At 32.3% G+C, this 20715-nt stretch carries 24 protein-coding genes; 3 read left to right on the top strand and 21 right to left on the bottom strand.

From position 1 onward, the window contains the following. Positions 1–12: 12 nt before the first annotated feature. From ACY3JM_RS08085 to uidA, 11 genes are all read right to left on the bottom strand, one after another. The gene (locus tag ACY3JM_RS08085; RefSeq protein ID WP_463083512.1) at positions 13–1533 is read right to left on the bottom strand and encodes a YifB family Mg chelatase-like AAA ATPase; all 1521 of its coding nucleotides are present in this window, start codon (positions 1531–1533) and stop codon (positions 13–15) included. Further along, entirely contained in the window at positions 1523–1888 is a 366-nt protein-coding gene (locus ACY3JM_RS08090; protein WP_463083511.1) for a YraN family protein, read from the bottom strand. Before ACY3JM_RS08090 ends, ACY3JM_RS08085 begins: the two co-directional genes overlap by 11 nt. Then, positions 1885–2496, bottom strand: coding sequence for a ribonuclease HII (locus ACY3JM_RS08095; protein WP_463083510.1), 612 nt, complete (start codon positions 2494–2496; stop codon positions 1885–1887). Before ACY3JM_RS08095 ends, ACY3JM_RS08090 begins: the two co-directional genes overlap by 4 nt. Beyond that, positions 2463–3026 carry a signal peptidase I gene (gene lepB, locus ACY3JM_RS08100; RefSeq protein ID WP_463083509.1) on the bottom strand — a complete coding sequence of 188 codons (564 nt, stop codon included), beginning with the start codon at positions 3024–3026 and terminating at the stop codon, positions 2463–2465. Before lepB ends, ACY3JM_RS08095 begins: the two co-directional genes overlap by 34 nt. Further along, positions 3016–3372: a 50S ribosomal protein L19 gene (rplS, locus tag ACY3JM_RS08105; RefSeq protein ID WP_463083508.1), complete on the bottom strand. Its 357-nt coding sequence runs from the start codon at positions 3370–3372 to the stop codon at positions 3016–3018. Before rplS ends, lepB begins: the two co-directional genes overlap by 11 nt. Then, positions 3347–4111, bottom strand: coding sequence for a tRNA (guanosine(37)-N1)-methyltransferase TrmD (gene trmD / locus ACY3JM_RS08110; RefSeq protein ID WP_463083507.1), 765 nt, complete (start codon positions 4109–4111; stop codon positions 3347–3349). The genes rplS and trmD overlap by 26 nt, the downstream gene beginning before the upstream one ends. Positions 4112–4113: 2 nt before the next feature. After that, positions 4114–4623 carry a ribosome maturation factor RimM gene (gene rimM / locus ACY3JM_RS08115; RefSeq protein ID WP_463083506.1) on the bottom strand — a complete coding sequence of 170 codons (510 nt, stop codon included), beginning with the start codon at positions 4621–4623 and terminating at the stop codon, positions 4114–4116. A gap of 3 nt (positions 4624–4626) precedes the next feature. Beyond that, positions 4627–4857: a KH domain-containing protein gene (locus ACY3JM_RS08120; protein ID WP_148806647.1), complete on the bottom strand. Its 231-nt coding sequence runs from the start codon at positions 4855–4857 to the stop codon at positions 4627–4629. 15 nt (positions 4858–4872) lie between these two features. Beyond that, positions 4873–5154, bottom strand: a complete 282-nt coding sequence (gene rpsP / locus ACY3JM_RS08125) for a 30S ribosomal protein S16 (protein ID WP_463083505.1) — start codon at positions 5152–5154, stop codon at positions 4873–4875. Positions 5155–5182: 28 nt separating this feature from the next. Next, on the bottom strand, positions 5183–6493 hold the full coding sequence (ffh, locus tag ACY3JM_RS08130) for a signal recognition particle protein (RefSeq protein ID WP_463083504.1): 1311 nt from the start codon (positions 6491–6493) through the stop codon (positions 5183–5185). 79 nt (positions 6494–6572) lie between these two features. Continuing rightward, a complete protein-coding gene (uidA, locus tag ACY3JM_RS08135; protein ID WP_463083622.1) occupies positions 6573–8318 on the bottom strand; it encodes a beta-glucuronidase in 1746 nt (581 codons plus the stop codon). A gap of 117 nt (positions 8319–8435) precedes the next feature. Between uidA and ACY3JM_RS08140 the strand changes: the two genes are divergently transcribed. Together ACY3JM_RS08140 and ACY3JM_RS08145 are read left to right on the top strand one after the other, a co-directional pair. Beyond that, a complete protein-coding gene (locus ACY3JM_RS08140; RefSeq protein ID WP_463083503.1) occupies positions 8436–8744 on the top strand; it encodes an ArsR/SmtB family transcription factor in 309 nt (102 codons plus the stop codon). Between the two features lie 10 nt (positions 8745–8754). Further along, positions 8755–9429, top strand: coding sequence for a DUF554 domain-containing protein (locus ACY3JM_RS08145; protein ID WP_463083502.1), 675 nt, complete (start codon positions 8755–8757; stop codon positions 9427–9429). On the opposite strand, the gene ACY3JM_RS08150 is transcribed toward ACY3JM_RS08145, so the two are convergent. The 4 genes from ACY3JM_RS08150 to larB are packed head-to-tail and all read right to left on the bottom strand — an operon-like array spanning position 9426 to position 13527. After that, the gene (locus ACY3JM_RS08150; protein ID WP_463083501.1) at positions 9426–10067 is read right to left on the bottom strand and encodes a lactate utilization protein; all 642 of its coding nucleotides are present in this window, start codon (positions 10065–10067) and stop codon (positions 9426–9428) included. The two genes, ACY3JM_RS08145 and ACY3JM_RS08150, sit on opposite strands and share 4 nt — an antisense overlap. A 12-nt stretch (positions 10068–10079) precedes the next feature. Further along, positions 10080–11603 carry a glutamine-hydrolyzing GMP synthase gene (gene guaA / locus ACY3JM_RS08155; protein ID WP_463083500.1) on the bottom strand — a complete coding sequence of 508 codons (1524 nt, stop codon included), beginning with the start codon at positions 11601–11603 and terminating at the stop codon, positions 10080–10082. After that, a complete protein-coding gene (larC, locus tag ACY3JM_RS08160) occupies positions 11600–12775 on the bottom strand; it encodes a nickel pincer cofactor biosynthesis protein LarC (protein ID WP_463083499.1) in 1176 nt (391 codons plus the stop codon). Before larC ends, guaA begins: the two co-directional genes overlap by 4 nt. After that, the gene (gene larB / locus ACY3JM_RS08165; protein ID WP_463083498.1) at positions 12772–13527 is read right to left on the bottom strand and encodes a nickel pincer cofactor biosynthesis protein LarB; all 756 of its coding nucleotides are present in this window, start codon (positions 13525–13527) and stop codon (positions 12772–12774) included. The genes larC and larB overlap by 4 nt, the downstream gene beginning before the upstream one ends. Before the next feature lie 114 nt (positions 13528–13641). On the opposite strand from larB, the gene ACY3JM_RS08170 reads away from it, so the two are divergent. Then, positions 13642–13773 (top strand): hypothetical protein, encoded by a 132-nt coding sequence (locus ACY3JM_RS08170; RefSeq protein ID WP_463083497.1) that lies wholly within the window; start codon positions 13642–13644, stop codon positions 13771–13773. On the opposite strand, the gene ACY3JM_RS08175 is transcribed toward ACY3JM_RS08170, so the two are convergent. The 6 genes from ACY3JM_RS08175 to dnaN are packed head-to-tail and all read right to left on the bottom strand — an operon-like array spanning position 13763 to position 20602. After that, a complete protein-coding gene (locus ACY3JM_RS08175) occupies positions 13763–15832 on the bottom strand; it encodes a hypothetical protein (protein WP_463111254.1) in 2070 nt (689 codons plus the stop codon). The two genes, ACY3JM_RS08170 and ACY3JM_RS08175, sit on opposite strands and share 11 nt — an antisense overlap. A gap of 9 nt (positions 15833–15841) precedes the next feature. Continuing rightward, the gene (gyrB, locus tag ACY3JM_RS08180; RefSeq protein ID WP_463083495.1) at positions 15842–17749 is read right to left on the bottom strand and encodes a DNA topoisomerase (ATP-hydrolyzing) subunit B; all 1908 of its coding nucleotides are present in this window, start codon (positions 17747–17749) and stop codon (positions 15842–15844) included. Beyond that, complete coding sequence (locus ACY3JM_RS08185; RefSeq protein WP_463111255.1) at positions 17727–18209, bottom strand: DciA family protein; 483 nt, start codon at positions 18207–18209, stop codon at positions 17727–17729. Before ACY3JM_RS08185 ends, gyrB begins: the two co-directional genes overlap by 23 nt. Further along, a complete protein-coding gene (gene recF / locus ACY3JM_RS08190; protein ID WP_463083493.1) occupies positions 18202–19284 on the bottom strand; it encodes a DNA replication/repair protein RecF in 1083 nt (360 codons plus the stop codon). Before recF ends, ACY3JM_RS08185 begins: the two co-directional genes overlap by 8 nt. Then, positions 19284–19499 carry a S4 domain-containing protein YaaA gene (yaaA, locus tag ACY3JM_RS08195; RefSeq protein ID WP_463083492.1) on the bottom strand — a complete coding sequence of 72 codons (216 nt, stop codon included), beginning with the start codon at positions 19497–19499 and terminating at the stop codon, positions 19284–19286. The genes recF and yaaA overlap by 1 nt, the downstream gene beginning before the upstream one ends. After that, positions 19496–20602: a DNA polymerase III subunit beta gene (gene dnaN, locus ACY3JM_RS08200; protein WP_463083491.1), complete on the bottom strand. Its 1107-nt coding sequence runs from the start codon at positions 20600–20602 to the stop codon at positions 19496–19498. Before dnaN ends, yaaA begins: the two co-directional genes overlap by 4 nt. Positions 20603–20715: the final 113 nt, after the last annotated feature.

Consider the following 20715-nt stretch of genomic DNA (forward strand, 5'->3'; position numbering starts at 1 on the left):
CTTTCATTAATTTTAAAGATTGGAAACAAAATCCTCTAAACCTCGAAAGGTTAGAGCCTCAATCAAATGACTTTCTTTAATCTCTTCACTACTTTCTAAATCTGCTATAGTTCTTGAAACCTTTATAATTCTATCAATAGATCTCATAGATAATTTCATTCTTTCAGCTGTATTTAATAATAAATCCCTAATTCTTGGATTTAGGCTAACATATTTTTTGATAAGTTTTGGAGTTAATTGGGAATTTAAATATATTTTCTCGGATTTATATCTTTCATATTGAATCTCTCTTGCTTTTTTTACTCTTTCTCTAATCCTTTCTGATGATTCCTCAAGATTATCATTAAAGATCTTTTCTTTCTCTACTCTATTCACATAAACCCTTATATCAATTCTGTCTAAAAGTGGACCTGATACCTTACTCCAATATTTTTTTACATCATAAGGAGTACAAGTACATTCTTTCTCTTTATCACCAAAATATCCACATTTACAAGGATTCATACCAGCCACTAAAACAAATTGAGCTGGATATGTAACAGTATACTTAGATCTTGAAATTACAATCTTCCCCTCTTCTAATGGCTGTCTTAATCCCTCCAAAACATCTCTTCTAAATTCTGGTAGTTCATCTAAAAATAAGATTCCTTTATGGGCAAGAGTAATTTCCCCGATTTGAGGAGAGACCCCTCCCCCTAAAAGTCCAGCATAAGATATAGTATGATGAGGATTCCTAAAAGGCCGTTTTTGTATTAAAGAATCTTCTACTAATAAACCTGCAGCACTATATATTTGAGTAACTTCAAAAGCCTCTTCATAAGTCAATGGGGGAAAAATGGAAGAAAAGGCCTTTGCCAAAAGAGTCTTACCTGTACCCGGTGGACCTACTAAAAGAACATTATGTCCACCAGATGCCGCTACTTCTAATGCTCTTTTAGGTAAATAATGCCCTTTTATAAAAGAGAAATCTTCTTCATAAACTGGATTATATTCAGGATATTGAAATTTAACAGGAGATAAATTTATTTCCCCTAAAAGAAATCTCACAATTTGGGAAAGATGAGAAACATGATAAATTTCAATCCCATCTATTAAACTACATTCAAATTCATTTTCCTTTGGTACAAATACTTTATTGTATCCATTATTTTTCAAACCATATACAATAGATAAAATCCCTTTTCCTTTTCTTATCCTTCCATCAAAAGCAAGTTCACCTAAGAAAGCAGTCTTTTCATTATCAAAGTGAAAATTCATAAATGTGGAAAGGATTCCTATAGCAATTGGTAAATCAAATAAGGGTGTATCTTTTTTTAAATCCGCAGGGGCTAAATTTATAGTCACTCTTTTTAAAGGAAATTCAAAACCAGAATTTTTTAATGCAGATCTTACCCTCTCCTTAGATTCTTGCACTTCTTGTTCAGCCAATCCTACTATGTTAAAGCTTGGAACTCCAGAAGTAATATCTACCTCAATTTCAATATCATAACATTTCAATCCCCATAAAGTAGCAGATTTAACCTTAGAAAGCATTTGTTATATGCTCCCATTTATCTACTTTCCCTAAAGGAGAAATATAAATACTTATAACATCAAACCTTACACCTTTCATTTTCTGAAATCTATTCTTAAATTTTGCCATAAAAACTTCAGCTATCATCCTTATCCTCTCTTGTTTTTTCAAATCTACTGCTTCAATAGGTAAACCATACTTATTTGATCTTCTTGTTTTAACCTCCACAAAAACTAAAATTCCATTTCTTTCAGCTACAATATCTATCTCTCCTAAAGACATTCTTAAATTTCTATATAATATAGAATATCCTTCCTTCTCTAAAAGATTTACAGCAAAATCTTCTCCTAATTTTCCAATATCTTGATTACTCACAAAAGTCTAAATCTCCTTCTGTGGATATCAAGCACTCCTAACGATTTTATCTTTTCTCTATGTTCCTTAGTTGCATAACCTTTATGTTTTCCAAATCCATAATCAGGATATTTTTCATCAAGAGTCCTCATATATCTATCTCTCAAGACCTTAGCCACGATAGAAGCAGAAGCCACATTCAAACAATACCTATCTCCTTTAATCACCGTTTCTTGTGGTATATCTAAATCTGGAATACTAATATTACCATCTACTAAGATATACTCAGGCTTTACCCTAAGGCTGTCTATAGCTCTTTTCATTGCAAGAAGAGTGGCTTTCAAAATGCCAAACCTTTCTATCTCTTCCACATTAGCAAAACCGTAACTCCAACAAACAGCCTCTTCTTTAATCTTTTCAAAAAGAATTTCCCTTTCTTCTGGCTTTAACATTTTGGAATCTTTAACGGTAATATTAGAAAAAGGAGGTAAGATTACAGCTCCAGCATATACAGGACCTGCTAGGGCTCCCCTACCTGCCTCATCTACTCCCGCTATATATTTGAAATAACTCCAAAGTCTTCTCTCTATGTCTCCTATTTCACCAACCCTATTCTTTGGGGTGGCCATAAAAGTAACACCGCTTTTCCCACTAAATTTTTCTTAGGTACAAATCCCCAATATCTACTATCCACACTCACAGGCCTGTTATCCCCTAATACAAAATAACTATCCTTTGGTACTTGTATTGGTCCATAATTATCACTACTTTTATTTTTTACATAATATTCATCTAAAGCTCTACCATTCACATATACTATTCCATTTTTTATCTCTATGGTATCCCCAGGAAGACCTATTAACCTTTTTACATACTCCTTAGTAGGATCTTGGGGGTATTTAAAAACTATAACCTCTCCCCTTCTTGGCTCTCTAAAATAATAAGGGATTCTTATAACCAAAACTGCTTCTTTTTCATTTAAAGTAGGTATCATAGAACCAGTAGGAATATAAGATATCTGCAATATAAATGTCTTTATTAAAAAGGCTAATATAAAAGCAAATATAATAGTTTCAAGAAGATCGTACCATTCATGCTTCTTCAATTCTTGTCTCTTACTAAGTATAAGATTCCAAAATTCCAGTAATTTATCCTTCATTTTCTACCCTCTCAGCAATCTTGGCACTCTTACCTTTTCTTTCTCTTAAGTAATAAAGCTTAGCTCTTCTAACCTTTCCTCTCTTTACTACTTCAATCTTTTCCACAAAAGGTGAATGAATTGGAAAAATTCTTTCCACACCTATTCCTTGTACAACCTTTCTTACAGTAATAGTTTCTCTAATACCACCATGCTTTTTAGCAATAACAACCCCTTCATACACCTGAATTCTTTCTTTATCTCCTTCTACAATACGATAATGAACCCTAACAGTATCACCAGGCCATATTTGTGGTAAATCCTTTTTCATAAATTCTTTTTCAAGATTTTGAATTATAAGATCCATTTTTTACCTCCTCTCTTAGTTCTCTTTTAATTTCTTCTAACAATGAAAAATCTTCTTCAGAAAGTCTTGTTTTCTGGAGTAAATCAGGCCTTCTAAGTAGTGTTCTTCTTAAGGCTTCTTTTCTTCTCCATCTCCTAATCTTTTCATGATCCCCAGATAACAATACTTCTGGTACTTTTAAGCCTTCAAAGTCTCTGGGATGAGTATAATGAGGATATTCCAAAATTCCCCATTGAAATGATTCTTCTCTTAAAGAATTAGGATCTCCTATAGCCCCAGGAATAAGTCTTACTACTGCATCAACTATAACCATAGCAGGAATTTCTCCACCACTTAAAACATAGTCTCCTATGGAAACTTCCCTGGTTATTATAGTTTTTACTCTTTCATCTATGCCTTCATATCTTCCACATATGATTATTAGATGACTTTTTTGTGCAAATTCTTCTGCCAATTTTTGATTAAAAAGATCTCCTGATGGCGAAAGAAGTATTACTTCTGAATCCTCTTTCTTTAAGGCTCTCACAGCTCTAAATATAGGCTCTGGTTTCATTACCATTCCAGAGCCACCACCATAAGGGTAATCATCAACTGATCTATGCTTATCAGTAGTATAATCCCTTAAATTGTGGATAGAAATATCCACCAACCCTTTTTCCTTGGCTCTTTTTATTATGCTTACATTAAAAGGGCCTTCAAACATCTCTGGAAATATGGTAATAATATCGATCTTTATCATAACTAATACTCTTGCATTTTTTTAATAATAATTTTTCCTTCCTTTAGATCTACTTTTACTACTACATCCTTAATAGCAGGAATACAAATCTCTTCTTCTCCCTCCACCACGAAAACATCATTGCTTCCTGTTTCTAAAATCTCCCTCACAGTTCCCAAATATTTTCCTTCCAATTCATATACAGGAAGCCCCATTATTTGGTAAGAATAAAAATAACCTTCTGGAAGAACCGGTAAATCTTCTTCTTCTAATAGAAGCCAGTTTCCTTTTAGTTTTTCTGCATCTGTTCTATTTGTTATTTCAGTAAAATAAACAACAAACCCTTTGTTATGTTTTCTTATATATTCCAATGATAGTTCCTTCTTTACAATAAGGGTATCTCCCCAAGACAAATATATCCTTTGTCCCTTCTTTAAATCTAAAAGATAGTCGTAGAAGGGCCATATCTTTAATCCACCTTTTATTCCAAAAGGCTCTCCTATCTTAGCTATTCTTACCAAACGAGAAGCCATCCCTCATTGTAGTACTTCTATGACCACCTTTTTACCCTTCTTAAGACCCGCTACTCTTATTATCGTCTGTAAAGCCTTAACAGTTTGTCCCTGCTTTCCAATAACTCTACCCCTATCCTCTGGGGCTACTTTTACTTCAAGTATTACTGACTTAGTTCCTTCTACTTCTCTGACCTCAACCTCTTCAGGTTTCTGAACAATAGCTTTAACAATATACTCTAATAACTCTTTCATTAACAAAAGCCCCCTTTATGCAGAACTTTTAACAGTTCTCTTTAAGGCAAGGAACTTATCCCAAACACCATACTTCTTGAGCAAACTAAGAACAGTATCGGTAGGTTGAGCTCCTTGACTTAGCCAATATAATATTCTTTCTTCTTTTAACTGTACAGTGGCTGGATCAGTCTTAGGATCATAATATCCTAAGATCTCTAAATGTTTACCATCTCTTGGTTCTCTACTATCCATAGCCACTATTCGATATGCTGGACTATTTTTTGCTCCAATCCTTGTTAAACGAATCTTTACCAAAATTCTTCACCTCCTTCTTAGATTTATTTTATCTTAAAAATGGAAAGAAAGATTTTTTACCTTTATTTAATTGTTTTATCAAATCTAAAGTTTGAAAATACTGTTTTAATAATCTATTTACATCTTGTACTGTAGTACCACTACCTTTGGCAATTCTTAATCTTCTACTTCCATTTATTATGGAAGGATTTCTTCTCTCTTCTGGAGTCATCGATTCTATTATAGCAAGAAATTTTTTAATTTCCTTTTCTCCTACTTCTGGTTTAATTTTATCTTTTGGTACATAAGGTAACATATCTAAAATCTGATCAAATGATCCTACTTTTTTGAGTTCTTTAAGTTGTATATAGAAATCTTCAAGATCAAATTTTGACTTTTTAAGCTTTTCTTCTAATTTTGCCATTTTTTCCATTTCAATATTTTTTTCTATACGCTCAACTAAGGATGTGAGGTCGCCCATTCCAAGGATTCTTGACGCAAATCTATCAGGATAGAAATATTCTAAATCTTCAACCTTTTCTCCTACTCCAATAAACTTTATAGGTTTACCTGTTACAGCTTTTATAGATAAAGCTGCACCACCTCTTGCATCACCATCTAATTTAGTAAGAATTACACCTGTAATTGGTAAAAGTTCATTAAATTTTTCTGCTATATTCACAGCATCCTGCCCTGTCATCCCATCTACTACTAAGAGAATCTCTGAGGGTTCAAAGTTTTTATTTAAATCCCCTAATTCCTTCATCATCTCCTCATCAATATGTAGCCTACCAGTAGTATCTACAATCATCACGTCTGCCAATCTTTCTTGTGAAAATTTTATCGCTCCTTCAATTACTTCTTGTGGGGTTTTACCATCTATATAAACCGGTACCTTTATTTTTTCCCCTAAAACCTGTAGCTGTTTTCCAGCTGCTGGTCTAAAAGTATCTGCGCCTACAAGTACCACTCTTCTTTGTTCCTGCAAAAGCCTATATGCAAGCTTTGCAGCTGTAGTAGTCTTACCAGATCCTTGAAGTCCTACTAAGAAAATAATCCCTGGTTTTCTACCCCCAAGATTAATATTAGCCCTATCTCCTCCAAGAATGTTTATTAATTCATAATAAAGAATTTTGATAATTTGCTCAGCAGGTGTAACACTTCTAAAAACTTCTTCCTGTAATGCTTTAGCCTTTACATTATTAAGAAGCTCTTTAACTACTTTGTAATGAGCATCTGCCTCTAAGAGAGCTTGTCTTATCTCTCTTAGAGCCTCTTCAATATCTTTCTCTGAGAGCCTTCCTTTTCCTCTCAGTCTTCTAAAAATATCCTGCAATCTACCTGTTAAATTCTCAAACATCTTTATCTTTCTTCCCCATAAATTTAAATTTTCACACTTAGCATACTATAGACAATATAGAATTTATTGTCAATAATCTCTATTTTTCCCAAAAATCTGGAATCTTTTTCCATCTTTCTTTCACGAAATGAGCTGCCATTTTAGGTTGTCTTTGCCTAGTAAATATTCCTTTCCTATTACCAAGAACCCTTCTTACTTCTTGTTTTGTCATAAAATCAGCAAAATTCCAAATATGCTCACCTATTACAAAGTCTAATCTATCTAAGGTTTCCATAAAGCGCCTTAACATCTCCCATTGGTATTCTTCAGTAAACATTAAAGGAGGATCACTATGAAATCCAGTAATAGTATCAGCACCAAATTCTGAAAGTATAATAGGTTTTCCAAATTTATCATACCAATTTTTCAATTCTTTTTCTAATTGATATTCTATAATATCTAAATTTCCAGAATCAGTATACCAGGAATAATAGCGATTAACACAAATAATATCCACATATTTACTTACTTTTGTATCTTTATAAGAAGTACTTTCCACAATTGTTACCGGTCTTGTTGGATCAAGCTTTTTTATCTCCTCTATAACCTTTCTAAAATATTCCTCAGATTCTTCCTCAAAAGTTGCAGCTTCGTTTGCCACACTCCACATAACAACAGAAGGATGATTTTTATCCCTATCTATCATTTCTTTTATGACTTGCAGATGGTGTTCTAAAGTCCTTTCATCAATTCGCCCTTTCCTAAAAACCTTATTCTCTGGATTCCATAAATTCATACCAACTGCAGGTGCTTCCTCTATAACCGCTATACCATACTTATCAGCTAAAAAAAGCACTTCGTCGCTGTAGGGATAATGTGATGTTCTAAAAGAATTAGCACCTATCCATTTCAATAAATTGAAATCTTTTATATTTATTACGTGGTCTAACCCTTTTCCTCTTATATCAGAATCCTCATGTTTACCAAAACCCTTAAAATAAAAAGGTTTATTATTAATTAGAAATCTTTTGCCATCAATCCTTATAGTTCTTATTCCTATATCTAATCTATAGCAATCTATAAGTTTCTTATCTAAAAAAATTTTCACTTCAAGTGTATATAAATAAGGATTTCCTGGTTCCCATAAATTAGCATTTCTAACCTCTAACATACCATTAAAAGAATTAGATGAAGCTACTAAATTTCCATTTACATCCCTTAAATTTATTATGATATTATCTATTTCTCCCTCTAAACTTACTTTGTATTTTACCAATCCGTCCTTTCCTTTAATATCTGTTTCTAACTTTATATCTTTTATATAAGTCATCGGGGTTGTATATAACAAAACAGGCCTATGAATCCCCGAATAATTAAAGAAATCAAAATAGTATTCCAATACTTTACATTCTTTTGGATGCATCTCATCATTTATTATTTTCAACTCTCCAGGTGGAAGAATATCCCAGCTTAAAGTATTATCAACAGATATTAGTATCTCATTTTCTCCTCCATATTTTAGTAGAGATGAAATTTCACCCTCAAAAGGCAAAAATCCACCTTTGTGCTCCATAACTTTTACATTATTTACATACACTTCTGAAAAATGGGTTGCAGATCCTATTCTTAGGAAGACCCTATTTTCTCTCCAACTAATCGGTATAAAAGTCCTCTTTCTATACCAAACCTTCCCAACATAATCTCTAAGAGTTATATCTTGAGTTACATCATTGTAACTTGCAGGAACAGGCATGAGAATAAAACTATCTTCCCCATCACGCTTAAAATCCCAAATCCCTGAAAGGTCCTTTACTTCTCTTGTCTCCGTTTCTATAGGATAAAGCATTAAATCTCCCTCCATAAATATTAAAATCTATTTTAAAATTATACCAAAAATTTAAAAGTTTTAAGTTTTTTATGTTAAAATATCATTAACATTTTTCAAGAAAGGAGGGTATAAAATATGGAAAACAAAGAAATTTATTCTTATGAAACATTACAAAATATGAGCGACCTTCTAAAAATATTAGCTCATCCTATAAGAATCAAATTATTACTTCTGCTTTCTAAAGAACCTAATACTGTCTCTGAACTACTTAAGATTTTAGATTTAAGACAACCTAATCTTTCTCAACATCTTACTTTATTAAAAAGGATCAAAATATTGAAGACAAAGAGAGAAGGTAAGTCTGTATATTACTATATAGCTCATCCAGAAATCCAGGATATTATAAGGAAAGTAAAAGAGTTATCAGAAAAAATAGCAAAATAAGGAGGAAAAGATGGGAACAATCTTCAATGCTATTGCTGTAATAATTGGGGGAACCATAGGAACAATTTTTAAAGAGAGAATTCCTTCAAGTTTACAGAAGTTACTTATGGATGTATTAGGATTAATATGTTTACCTTTAGGTATGGAGATGGCTATAAAAGGAGAAAAATTTTTAGCATTGGTTTTTAGTATAGTAATAGGAGGTATAATAGGTGAATTAATAGGAATTCATGAGGGTTTAGAAAAATTTTCAAATATGATAGAAAGAAGGTTTACAAAAGAGAAAAATACATTTGCAAAGGGATTTCTGACTGCAACACTTCTCTATTGTATAGGACCCATGACCATAATGGGATCATTACAAGATGGATTAGGACAATCTCCTCAAATTCTCTATACTAAGTCCCTACTAGATGGAACTGCTTCCATAGCTTTAGCTTCAGCCTTAGGTCTAGGTGTTATATTTTCAGCCATATCTGTATTAGTAGTCCAAGGGAGTATCACTTTATTCGCAAAATTCATCAGTACATTTTTCACAGACATAATAGTACAAGAAATGACAGCAGTAGGTGGAGTATTAATATTAGGTATTGCATTAAATCTGTTAAATATTAAGCAAATTAAAGTTGCTAATTTATTACCTGCCCTATTTCTTATTCCAATTTTTATACATATTTTTCCTTAAAATCCTAATTCTTCATTTACTAATACAATTGAAAAAGGTGTTTTAGCTGGAGGAGCTTCGATAATAGTAGTAATTCTACATATTTTTTTAGGGTGATTACAATCAATGCAATAACCCTCTTCTGCACAAGGAAGTTCAAGTTTTAATCTTTTTGCATTAAGGGGTGTTACTACGTTCTTAATTCTCCATATAGCGGTTTCCAGATTAATAACTAACTTATTCTTACCTACTACTACAATTACTTTTTTAGGACCAAAAATTTGTGCTGCTATCCTATTTCCAATTGCTTCCATATTTACAATCTCCCCTGAAAAAGTCAAAGCATTAACACTGGAAAGGAAAATATCAGATAACAACTCTTGTCTTCTTATTTCTAAATCCTCCTCAGGAGATAATCCTTCCTTCCAATGATGAATAACCTTGTTACCTCTTCTCTCTAACTCTTCAATAACCCCTATTTCTCTAATAGTAACACTCCCACCTACTCCTACTTTAGCATTTTCAGGTATCATTTTAAGAACTAAATCTCTTGCTTCATGTCTATCATTTACTAAAAAAACTTCAAAACCCCTTTCTTTTAAAAGATTTGCTGTTCTTTTAAGTTGTTTCTCTTCTAACCATCCCTTAAGATCCCCCATAGATAAACCTCCTTACTCCCATTCTATAGTTGCTGGCGGTTTATCCGTTAAATCATAAACCACCCTATTAATACCTTTCACCTCATTAGTAATTCTTCTTGATATCTTACCAAGTATATCATAAGGTACTTCTACAAAATTAGCTGTCATCCCATCTTCACTCTCTACAATCCTTAAAGCTATAACATACTCATAAGATCTAAAATCTCCTTTAACTCCCACTGTTCTAATAGGTAGAAGTACAGCAAATGATTGCCAAATTTTTTCATATTCACTCCACTTTTGTAACTCTTCCTGTAATATATTTTCAGCCATTCTAAGAATCTCTAATTTATCCTTTGTTACCTCTCCTAAGATTCTTACAGCAAGCCCTGGGCCTGGAAATGGTTGTCGCTTAATAATAAAATCAGGGATATTTAAAATCTCAGCAATTTTTCGTACCTCATCTTTAAAAAGATATCTAAAGGGTTCTATTAATTCAAATTTTAAATTTTCAGGAAGGCCCCCCACATTATGATGTGTCTTTATCTTAGCAGCCATACCTGTAGATGAAGCAGCACTTTCTATAACATCAGGATATAGAGTTCCCTGAGCCAGATATTTAAAAGGACCTCTTTTCTTTGCTTCCTCAAGAAAGACTTCTATAAACTCATGTCCAATAATTTTTCTCTTCTCTTCAGGATCTGTTACTCCTTTTAATCTATTTAAAAATCTATCTTCCGCATTAACGACTATTAAATTCACTCCTAAGGATCTCAACGCATTACTTACCTCTTCTTTTTCACCTTTCCTCAATAAACCATGATCCACAAAAATAGCAGTTAACTTATCTCCTATAGCTTTCTGTAATAATACCGCCAAAGTTGAAGAATCTACTCCTCCACTGACAGCGAGCAAAACTCTATCTTCTCCCACTCTCTCTTTTATCTCCTTGATCTTTTCTTCAACAAACCTTCCTAAATCCCAATTTTTCTTAGCCTTGCAAATTTCAAAAGCAAAATTCTCCAATACCTTTTTCCCATTTTCTGTATGGGTAACTTCTGGATGAAACTGCACCGCAAATAGAGGATTTGTTTGGGACTGAGCTGCAGCAATATAATTATTTTCAGAATAAGCCAAAACCTCAAAAGAAGGTGGTAATTCTTTCACCACATCATAATGACTCATCCATACCTTTTCCTCTTCAGCTAACCCTTTAAATAATAATGAGTTTTTAACAATTCTTATTTTAGTTAAACCAAATTCACCTTTTTCGCCTTTTTCTACCTTCCCACCAAGAATTTGAGCCATTAATTGAAAGCCAAAACATATGCCCAATACAGGAATCTTTTCAGAAAAAATATCCATATCAAAATTTAAGTTAAAATCGTATACACTGTTAGGTCCTCCTGAAAGTACTATACCTTCTACATCTTTGTTTTTTAGTTCTGAAAATTTCACTGTTGGCGGAAAGATCTCTGAATATACTCCCATTTCTCTAAATCTACGGGCTATAAGCTGAGTATATTGAGAGCCAAAATCTATAACACCGATCATAGATTACCAAACTCCCTTTCTAAAATTTTTTCAATCTCTGAAATAACAACTCTCAATGGTATACCCTCTTTTTCGGCGATTTTTCGGCAATCCTCATACTCAGGATATGTTTTTTCAATATCTCCATATTTAGAAAATTTAACCCTAACTTTACCCCAAGGTGTAACTATCTCTTTAATCTCCCTTATCATAAATCTCTTATCTACATAATATTTTCTTATTCCTAAAGTGGTTGTCTCTCTAAAAATAATTTCAGATAATTTTCCTTCATATATAGGATTTGCTATGACTGTAAGTAGAACTCCAGGCCTACCCTTTTTCATATATACAGGAGTTAAGAAAACATCAAGAGCCCCTTCATTAAACAACTTTTCAGTTAAATATCCATAAATCTGTGGATTCATATCATCAATATTAGTCTCCAAAACTATATTTTTTTCATCCAATACCATATTTTCGTCCTTTTCTCCTAAAACTACTCTAAGAAGATTAGGAAACTGAAAATCCTTTTTTCCGCATCCGTATCCTATTTTCTCAATTTTCATCTCAGGCATATTATCAAAAGATTTTGCAACAGTAGTTATAATAGCAGCTCCTGTTGGTGTCACTAATTCCCCTTCTCTCCCATCAGTATAAACAGGAACACCTTTAAGGATCTCCAAGGTTGCAGGGGCTGGAACAGGAATTTTTCCATGCTCTGTATCAACAAAACCTCCGCCTAAGGGAAGAGAAGAAGAATAAATTTCATCCACATTTAAAATTTCTATAGCAATCAAAGATCCTAAAACATCTATAATAGTATCTAAAGCTCCCACTTCATGAAAATGTACTTCTTCTATGGATTTATTATGAATTTTTGATTCTGCCTCAGCAATTTTATAGAAAATTTTTTTAGCTTTCTCTTTGATATCCGAGGATAGACTACTTTTTTTCACAATATCAATTAAATCCCGAAGATGTCTATGGGTTTTAGTATCTTTTATCCTTATGTTTACATCTGTACCATAAAGTGCTCCTTTTTTCTTCTTTGTTACTTCAATTTCATAATCTTCAATAGGAATCTTTTTAAGCTCACTTTTCCATAATTCTTCATCTAATCCCAAATCCAAAAGGGCTCCTAAAATCATATCTCCACTTATTCCTGAAAAACAATCAAAATATAATATCTTCATTTTTTCTCCTCCACCATCAAATTTATCATATTTGCTAAATATCCTGCACCAAATCCGTTATCAATATTAACCACCGCTATCCCAGGAACACAACTATTTAACATAGTAAGCAAAGCTGAAAGGCCATTAAAATTAGCGCCATATCCTACACTGGTAGGTACAGCTATTATAGGTCTTGCTACTAATCCTCCTACCACAGAAGGGAGTGCTCCTTCCATTCCTGCCACTACAACAATAACATTTGCTTTATGAAATTCAGCTAGTCTATCAAATAATCTATGAATTCCAGCTACCCCTACATCATAAATTCTCTCAACATTACTTCCCATTATCTCACATGTTACTGCTGCTTCCTCAGCCACAGGAAGATCAGCAGTTCCTGCACAAGAAACAATAACTTTGCCTTTCCTCTCTATTTCTTCCCTCAATACTGCAACAATCCTTGCTTTTTCAAAATAAATAGCATCTTCAATCTTGCTCTTTACCTTATCAAAAATCTCTTTACTTGCCCTTGTAGCGATAACCCTATTATTCACTTTTACTAATCTTTCCATTATTTCCATGACTTGCTCAGGAGTCTTTCTTTCTGCGAATACAACTTCAGGAAATCCTCTAATAAGAGCTCTTAAGTGATCGATTTTAGCAAACTGTACATCTTCGTAAGGTAGAATTTTTAATCTATCCATAGCATCCTCAACAGATAATTCTCCTCTCTTTACCTTGTCTAATATTTCTCTAACTTTCTCTTTCATTCTCTGTCTCCTTAGATAAGAATTTTTAAGTAATATTTATACATTAATTTCTTCTTTTTTAAAAGGGTTTAGTGATAAAATAATAATTAATAAAAAAAGATGGGGGTGTTGAGTATGGCAGAGGATCGTAAATGCAAAAATTGTAAATTCTATCAACCCAATCCTAATGATCCATCTCGTGGCACTTGCTTTGGTATACCTGTAAAAGCTGAAAACTGCTGTCCTCAATTTATAGCTAAGTCTTAAATTCCACTCTTTCTAAATATAATTCTGAATTCCTTATCAGATGTTTAATAAACTCTGGGGAAATTAGATACAAGATAATTGAATAAGGTCTATAGTTAAGGTAATGTAATGATTTTTTAAAAATTAGGAGGCTCCTTATAAGAACACCAAAAAGAAATAGGATTTTATACTCAATAAAATCCCTTAACTCAAAAAGCTCACGAGGAGCCTCCAACTTCTTTTCTTTTATTCTTTTAATAACTTCTTTTCGTTCATTTGAAAGATTGTAGAGCATCAATAAGAAACTTTCAGGAAATGTGAAATTTTTAAATATTCCATCATATCCTTTGGACTCTAACTTTTTAACTAATTTAATACTTCTTCCTAAATCAACCGAATACCCCTTCTCATATAATATAAAACTGGCAAGATGAAAATACTCTCCTAATTCTAAACCTTTTATAATCTCCAAAAATTTTGAAACTTGTTCAACCTTATTTCTCCAAATCTTAGAAAATTCTTTAGAATTAATAACTTTCTTGCCTAAATATATCTCTATAAATTTAGGAACTTGTATATCTAAATCCATTTTATCTAAATTATCTAAAAGATTAAGCCTTACCCTAATAAGATGACTATCAGGAATACTTTTTAGATAAGAATTCAATTCTCCTAAAAAATAATCTACCATTGGAGCATATTTTGATCCCTCCTCAGGAACCGCTAACACTCTGGGATGCTTTCTCATTTCTGCCATAAATGGACCTGCCTTACCAATAAGAGCAAATCCATAAGGAAACTTACCAGAATCATATAAAGTTTTGAGAAAAGTTTCTGCACTATCAAGATTTTCCTTAGACACCAGAACAAAAGATTTACAATGAGGAGAAGATAATCTAATATAAGGCTTGTCTTGATTAATTATTTCTAAATTACATCTTATTAATACCTTCCTATTACCCTGGAAATTAAAGATCTCTAAAAAATATGGCAGTTGTAAAGTATTTTCTCTCATTACTACTCTTTTCAGAGGTAACCTTGCCTTATTTAGAGCTGAATTGTAGGCGTTAGAAAATATAATAGGATATTTCAATAATAAATCAAAGAAATAATAGAAGCTTTTATTTTTTAAATCTTCATACGATGCAATTTTAAGTATATCTGATGTTCTCTGAAAATTAAAATTATAATCTTCTGATATATCCTTAATTATCTTTTCTGCAAGCCTTATTTGAAAATCAGCTATTGATACGTTTTGCTCCTCTAAGATCTCCTTGGCCCAGTTATATATTTTTCTTGCTCTCTTTAAAATTCCTTTCCTTTCTTCCCTATTTTTTACTTGTTTTAAAGTTCCTCTTAATCCTAAGATAAAAAGAGTTTTCAAATATCTTAATAGCTCATCATCAAAATATATACTTGAAAGACTTATTTCTTCAGGATAACGAGGTACAATTCCATACCATCCTATGGATTTTGAAAACAAATAATATATTTCTGCCTTAGGATTCCTTTGGAAATATGAAGTTAATGTCTCTTTATTTGCCATTATTCCAGATCCTGTAAAAACAGAATAATTTTCATAGTCTAAAGAAAAACCAAAGTCAGCCAAGCTTTTTGAAAAATTGTCATCTCGCTTTATTATATCCCTAAATTTCCCCCAATCCTTTGCCAACCACAATAGTTTGAAATTTAAATCATTATATTCAGAAGGCTCAATTGGAACCCCATACAAAAGGCCATAAGATATATCTTGATTTATATATACCGCTCCCGTCAATTTTCCTGCATAATCCTCAGTAAGAGTATATCTTCCTGGATCTTTATAAAAAGGAATCAGTCTATAATCCCCTGTACCAAGTTTCTCATCATGTATAAAAGGAACAAAAGGTAAATTCTCTTTTAAATTATTATAAATTACTAAATCAGTAATAAGAGCATCCCATAATAAATTTTGATCACCCTTATAAACCCACTTTATTCCTAAATCAATAAGCTTTTTAGATAAATCTGATGTACAGTTAATCCTAAGAATATAGAAATTTTCATCTTCTCTTATTATTTCTCTACAAACCACTCCCATCTTAAATCCCTATATGTCTAAATTTCTCACAAATTTTGCTTTCTGCTCAATGAAATTTCTTCTCTCCTCTACATTATTTCCCATTAGGATAGAAAAAAGTCTTTCTGCTTCTAATGCATCCTCTATGGTAACCTGCAAAAGAATTCTTTTTTGAGGATCCATAGTGGTTTCTCTTAATTGATCTGGGTCCATTTCCCCCAAACCTTTGTATCTCTGTATATATACATTATCAGGATAGTCCCATTTCTTCAAAATCTCCTCCTTTTCCTCTTCGGAATAAGCATATCTTTCTTCTTTACCTTTTCTTAAAAGGTATAATGGTGGTTGAGCTATATAAACATATCCTCCCTCAATCAGAGGCCTAAAATGCCTATAAAAGAATGTAAGTAAAAGAGTTCTTATATGAGCCCCATCCACATCAGCATCAGTCATAATAATAATTTTATGATATCTAAGTTTAGATAAATCGAAATCTTGACCTATACCTGTTCCTAAGGATGCAATTATAGTCTTTATCTCTTCACTAGACAGAATTTTGGTAAGATGCTGAGCTTTCTCCACATTTAGTATTTTACCCCTTAGAGGCAAAATAGCTTGATATCTTCTATCTCTTGCTTGTTTTGCAGAACCTCCTGCTGATTCTCCCTCAACTATAAAGAGTTCACACTTCGTGGGATCTTTTTCAGAACAATCTGCTAATTTTCCAGGGAGTAAGGTAGACTCCAGTAGACTCTTTCTTCTAACAAGCTCTCTTGCCTTTCTTGCTGCCTGTCTTGCCCTATAAGCCTCAATAATCTTACCAATTATTAATTTTCCAATATCCGAATTTTTACTAAAGTACTCTGTTAACTCTTCCTCTACAACCTTTTCTACAAATTTTTTAACCTCTGAATTACCAAGTTTTGTCTTAGTTTGCCCTTCAAATTGAGGATTAGGAACCTTAGTACTTATAATAGCAGTTAATCCTTCCCTTACATCTTCACCAGATAATGATTCAGCCTCCTTCCAAAGTCCCCAACTTCTAGCAAAACTGTTTACTACTTTTGTCAGAGCTGAACGAAACCCTGTTACATGAGTTCCACCCTCAATAGTATGTATATTGTTCACGTAAGACAATATTAATTCGTCATATCCAGTATTGTATTGGAGAACTACTTCTATAACTAAATTCTCCTCTTCTCTCTTAAAATAAAAGGGTTCATGTAATACTTCTTTACCCTTTGAGAGATATTCCATAAATTGTATTAAACCGCCCTCATATTTATATACGTTACTCTTACTGGTGTTTTCATCTTTTAATTCGATAGTAACACCAGGATTTAGAAAGGCTAACTCTCTCAATCTATTTGCAATAATTTCATAATCAAATTTCGTAGTCTCAAAAATCTCAGGATCTGGATAAAAAAGTATCTTTGTTCCTGTTTTATCAGTGCTACCTTTTTCTATCACAGGGGTAACAGGCTTTCCTTTCTCATAAGCCTGATAATATAATTTACCATCTCTCATTACCTCTACTTCTAATCTCCTTGAAAGAGCATTAACAACAGAAAGTCCAACCCCATGTAGTCCACCACTTATCTTATAAATAGAATTAGAGAACTTCCCCCCTGCATGAAGTGTAGTTAAAACAATCTCTAAAGCAGGTTTTTTTGCTTGAGGATGTAAGTCTACTGGAATACCTCTTCCATTATCCAACACTACAACCCCACCATCTTTACGCAATTCTACATATATATAATCACAATATCCTGCCATAACTTCATCAATACTGTTATCTACTAATTCAAAAACAAGATGATGGAGTCCTCTTACTCCCACATCTCCTATATACATACCTGGTCTTTTCCTTACTGCCTCTGTACCTTCCAATATTTGAATACTGTCTGCAGTGTATTTATCCTTTTTTGTTACGGTCATCTTTTATACCTCCTTTTTGCATAATGGCTAAGCTTCTATAATAATTTCTAAGAATTTCTCTTAACTCCTCATCTTTTACTTCCTCAACTATTTTAGCAATTCTTTCTTCTTCACGCAAAGAAAGTATAGGTTTTTGACTAATAGTAGTTTTTCTCTTTGCTTTAAAATTCCTACCTTTATCAATGAAGACGATATCTTTTATAATATTTGGAATAACAAGTTTATTATTTATTTTTTCTATTAATTTGTTCTTAAAAAGCATAAGTTCTTGTACCCATACACTGCTATCTACATATACATAGAGAATCCCATTTTTCACATATGCTGGTCTAGTATGAGATGATAAGGTCTCACCTACCACTTCTTCCCATTTCTCCATGGCTAAATATTCACATAATTTCTTTTCTAAATTGAGTCTTATAAAGACTTCCCAAAGCTTTGAATATAAAGAATCACTCATTATAGAATACTTCTCCGTTTTTCACTAAAAAATGTGGATAATCCTTTAAAAAATCTATTCTCATTGGCAAACTCATAAAAATCTGAAACATACTTATACCGTTCCAAACAAGTTTCTGTTTTTCTTCATCTAAATCTCCAAAAAGATCATCTATAATAAGAATTGGCTTTTCTCTTCTGAATTCGGAAAGAAGTTTTATAGTAGCTAATTTAAAGATTATAAAGGCAAGTTTTCTTTCACCAGCAGATGCATATTTTCTCATATCATATCTAAGAGAATCTTTCTTTATGTAAAATCTAAGATCATCTCTGTGAGGTCCCACCAATGTGTAACCTTTTTTATTCTCATCCTCAAATGATTCCTTTAGCTTTAGTTCAAAATTTTCCATTAAACTTTCTTCATTCATATTTTCTAAATTAACAATTGAGTAGTATTCTATTTCCAAAAAGTCTCTTCCCAAAAAATCAAGAGAAATATTATGAATAAGTTGTCTTAATTTATTAATTATCTTCAATCTTTCTACCAGTATATAAGTTCCACTTTTTACTAAGGAACCGTTCCATATCTCTACATTACCACCACTTTTTAACGTAAGATTTCTCTGATATAAAACCTTATAATACTCAGAAAGTGATTTATGATATTTGTAAGAAAGAGTCGAAATAAATCTATCCAAAATATATCTTCTTTCAGATGGGCCTTCTTTGAAACCTTCAATCTCTTCTTGTGAAAAAACAACCGCAGGAAATAGAAATATCATATCTTTTTGCTTCTTTAATAATTTTTGGTTTATCTTAATTTTTTTATCTGCCTTAGATAAGGCTGTTTCTAAAATCAATTTTTGATTTTGCCATAATACATTACCCTTTATATAAAAGCTTTCCTCATTCCAATTTATTAATTCCTTTTCATATGGTGTTCTAAAGGATTTTCCTGTAAAAAGAAAATAAATACTCTCCAGGAGATTAGTCTTTCCCTGAGCATTCTCCCCATAAAATATGTTTTTATCGAAAAATCTTAATTGTACATTTTTAAGATTTCTAAAGTTTACTACCCTCAAATCCTCTAAAAACACTAATCATCCCCTATTAATAAATATTTTTCTCCCCCTACTTCTACTACGTCCCCTTTCTTAAGTTTTCTTCCTCTATGAAGTTCTATCTCACCATTTACCTTTACTACACCAGAAAGGATTAGATTTTTAGCCTGTCCACCTGTATCCACAATCTTAGCCCACTTCAAAAATTGACCTAAGGTGATAGTATCTGTGTAAATTTTTATCTCTTTCATAATCTTACTGGCATTAATATATACATATAATTTTCATCTTCTGGAGAAGTTATCAATGCTGGTCCTAAATCAGTTGTAAATTTCATTATTATCTCATCCACACTCATATTATCTAAGGGATCCATCAAATATTCCACATTAAAACCAATCTCCAAACTTCCATTTATATCAATCTCTGCAGGAAGTACTTCTTTAGCAAACCCTCTTTCAGAAGGTAAAGTAGATACAACTACCTCATTGGAATTAATAGTAATTTTCACAGTATTTGTCTGATCAATTTCAGCAAAAACTTCCATTCTTTCTAAAAGATCAAGAAAATCTTTTCTATTTGCCTTAAAGGATGCTGTAAAATCAGTGGGAATTATTTTATCATAAGCAGGAAATTGTCCTTGTAGCAGTCTGGAAATAAAATATATCTCCCCACAATTAAAAACCACTTGACTATCAAGGCTTGCCATGTTTACCCTATCATCCTTAGCCTTTGTTAGAATCTTATGCCATTCTTTTAAACTTTTAGCTGGAATTATGGTAGGTGGAAAATCATTATCTACGTATAATGTTTTTAATGCTAATCTATGCCCATCTACTGCTACCACATTAAGTTTTCCATCTTTCCCCTCAAAAAGAACACCTGTAAGAACCTGTTTAATCTCATCTTCAGCTGCAGCAAAAATAGTTTCTTTAATAGCTCTTCCAAGCTCTATTCTATCTAAGGATATGTTATATTTATCTCCTATATCGCCTATTTCTACTTTTGGAAATTCTTCAGTACTTTCACCCTGTATCTCTATATCTGAATAACCCGCATGAATTATTGCTCTATTTCTCTCATTTACATGAATTTCTAAGGTAACATCGGGAAGTTTTCCCACAACTTCAATAAAAATACTAGCTGGAAGACATACTTCTCCGGGCTCCTCAACTATTACAGGCATACTTAGAGCAAGACCTATCTCAAGATTATTTCCTTGAAGATATAAAGTATCATTTTCAGCCTTCATATAAACATAAGTTAATATAGGGACAGTAGTTTTTGTGGCTACAGCACTTTTAACAAACAGTAAAGATTGATATAAATCTTCTCTTTGAGTTATAAATTTCATCCTTCCTTCCTCCTTTTCATGAATTATTCTATATAAAACAATTATACCTTGAGGCCTAAAAAATAAAAAGTTACATTTGACAAAATTATAATTCCGACTTAAAATGTATATGT

It is taken from the genome of Dictyoglomus sp. SSW (assembly GCF_055181335.1).

Coding starts and splice junctions, on each gene's coding strand:
- ACY3JM_RS08085 (WP_463083512.1), bottom strand. CDS start 1,533: ATGCTTTCTAAGGTTAAATCTGCTACTTTATGGGGATTGAAATGTTAT.
- ACY3JM_RS08095 (WP_463083510.1), bottom strand. CDS start 2,496: ATGGCCACCCCAAAGAATAGGGTTGGTGAAATAGGAGACATAGAGAGA.
- lepB (WP_463083509.1), bottom strand. CDS start 3,026: ATGAAGGATAAATTACTGGAATTTTGGAATCTTATACTTAGTAAGAGA.
- rplS (WP_463083508.1), bottom strand. CDS start 3,372: ATGGATCTTATAATTCAAAATCTTGAAAAAGAATTTATGAAAAAGGAT.
- trmD (WP_463083507.1), bottom strand. CDS start 4,111: ATGATAAAGATCGATATTATTACCATATTTCCAGAGATGTTTGAAGGC.
- rimM (WP_463083506.1), bottom strand. CDS start 4,623: ATGGCTTCTCGTTTGGTAAGAATAGCTAAGATAGGAGAGCCTTTTGGA.
- ACY3JM_RS08120 (WP_148806647.1), bottom strand. CDS start 4,857: ATGAAAGAGTTATTAGAGTATATTGTTAAAGCTATTGTTCAGAAACCT.
- ffh (WP_463083504.1), bottom strand. CDS start 6,493: ATGTTTGAGAATTTAACAGGTAGATTGCAGGATATTTTTAGAAGACTG.
- uidA (WP_463083622.1), bottom strand. CDS start 8,318: ATGCTTTATCCTATAGAAACGGAGACAAGAGAAGTAAAGGACCTTTCA.
- ACY3JM_RS08140 (WP_463083503.1), top strand. CDS start 8,436: ATGGAAAACAAAGAAATTTATTCTTATGAAACATTACAAAATATGAGC.
- ACY3JM_RS08145 (WP_463083502.1), top strand. CDS start 8,755: ATGGGAACAATCTTCAATGCTATTGCTGTAATAATTGGGGGAACCATA.
- ACY3JM_RS08150 (WP_463083501.1), bottom strand. CDS start 10,067: ATGGGGGATCTTAAGGGATGGTTAGAAGAGAAACAACTTAAAAGAACA.
- guaA (WP_463083500.1), bottom strand. CDS start 11,603: ATGATCGGTGTTATAGATTTTGGCTCTCAATATACTCAGCTTATAGCC.
- larC (WP_463083499.1), bottom strand. CDS start 12,775: ATGAAGATATTATATTTTGATTGTTTTTCAGGAATAAGTGGAGATATG.
- larB (WP_463083498.1), bottom strand. CDS start 13,527: ATGAAAGAGAAAGTTAGAGAAATATTAGACAAGGTAAAGAGAGGAGAA.
- ACY3JM_RS08170 (WP_463083497.1), top strand. CDS start 13,642: ATGGCAGAGGATCGTAAATGCAAAAATTGTAAATTCTATCAACCCAAT.
- ACY3JM_RS08175 (WP_463111254.1), bottom strand. CDS start 15,832: ATGGGAGTGGTTTGTAGAGAAATAATAAGAGAAGATGAAAATTTCTAT.
- gyrB (WP_463083495.1), bottom strand. CDS start 17,749: ATGACCGTAACAAAAAAGGATAAATACACTGCAGACAGTATTCAAATA.
- ACY3JM_RS08185 (WP_463111255.1), bottom strand. CDS start 18,209: ATGAGTGATTCTTTATATTCAAAGCTTTGGGAAGTCTTTATAAGACTC.
- yaaA (WP_463083492.1), bottom strand. CDS start 19,499: ATGAAAGAGATAAAAATTTACACAGATACTATCACCTTAGGTCAATTT.
- dnaN (WP_463083491.1), bottom strand. CDS start 20,602: ATGAAATTTATAACTCAAAGAGAAGATTTATATCAATCTTTACTGTTT.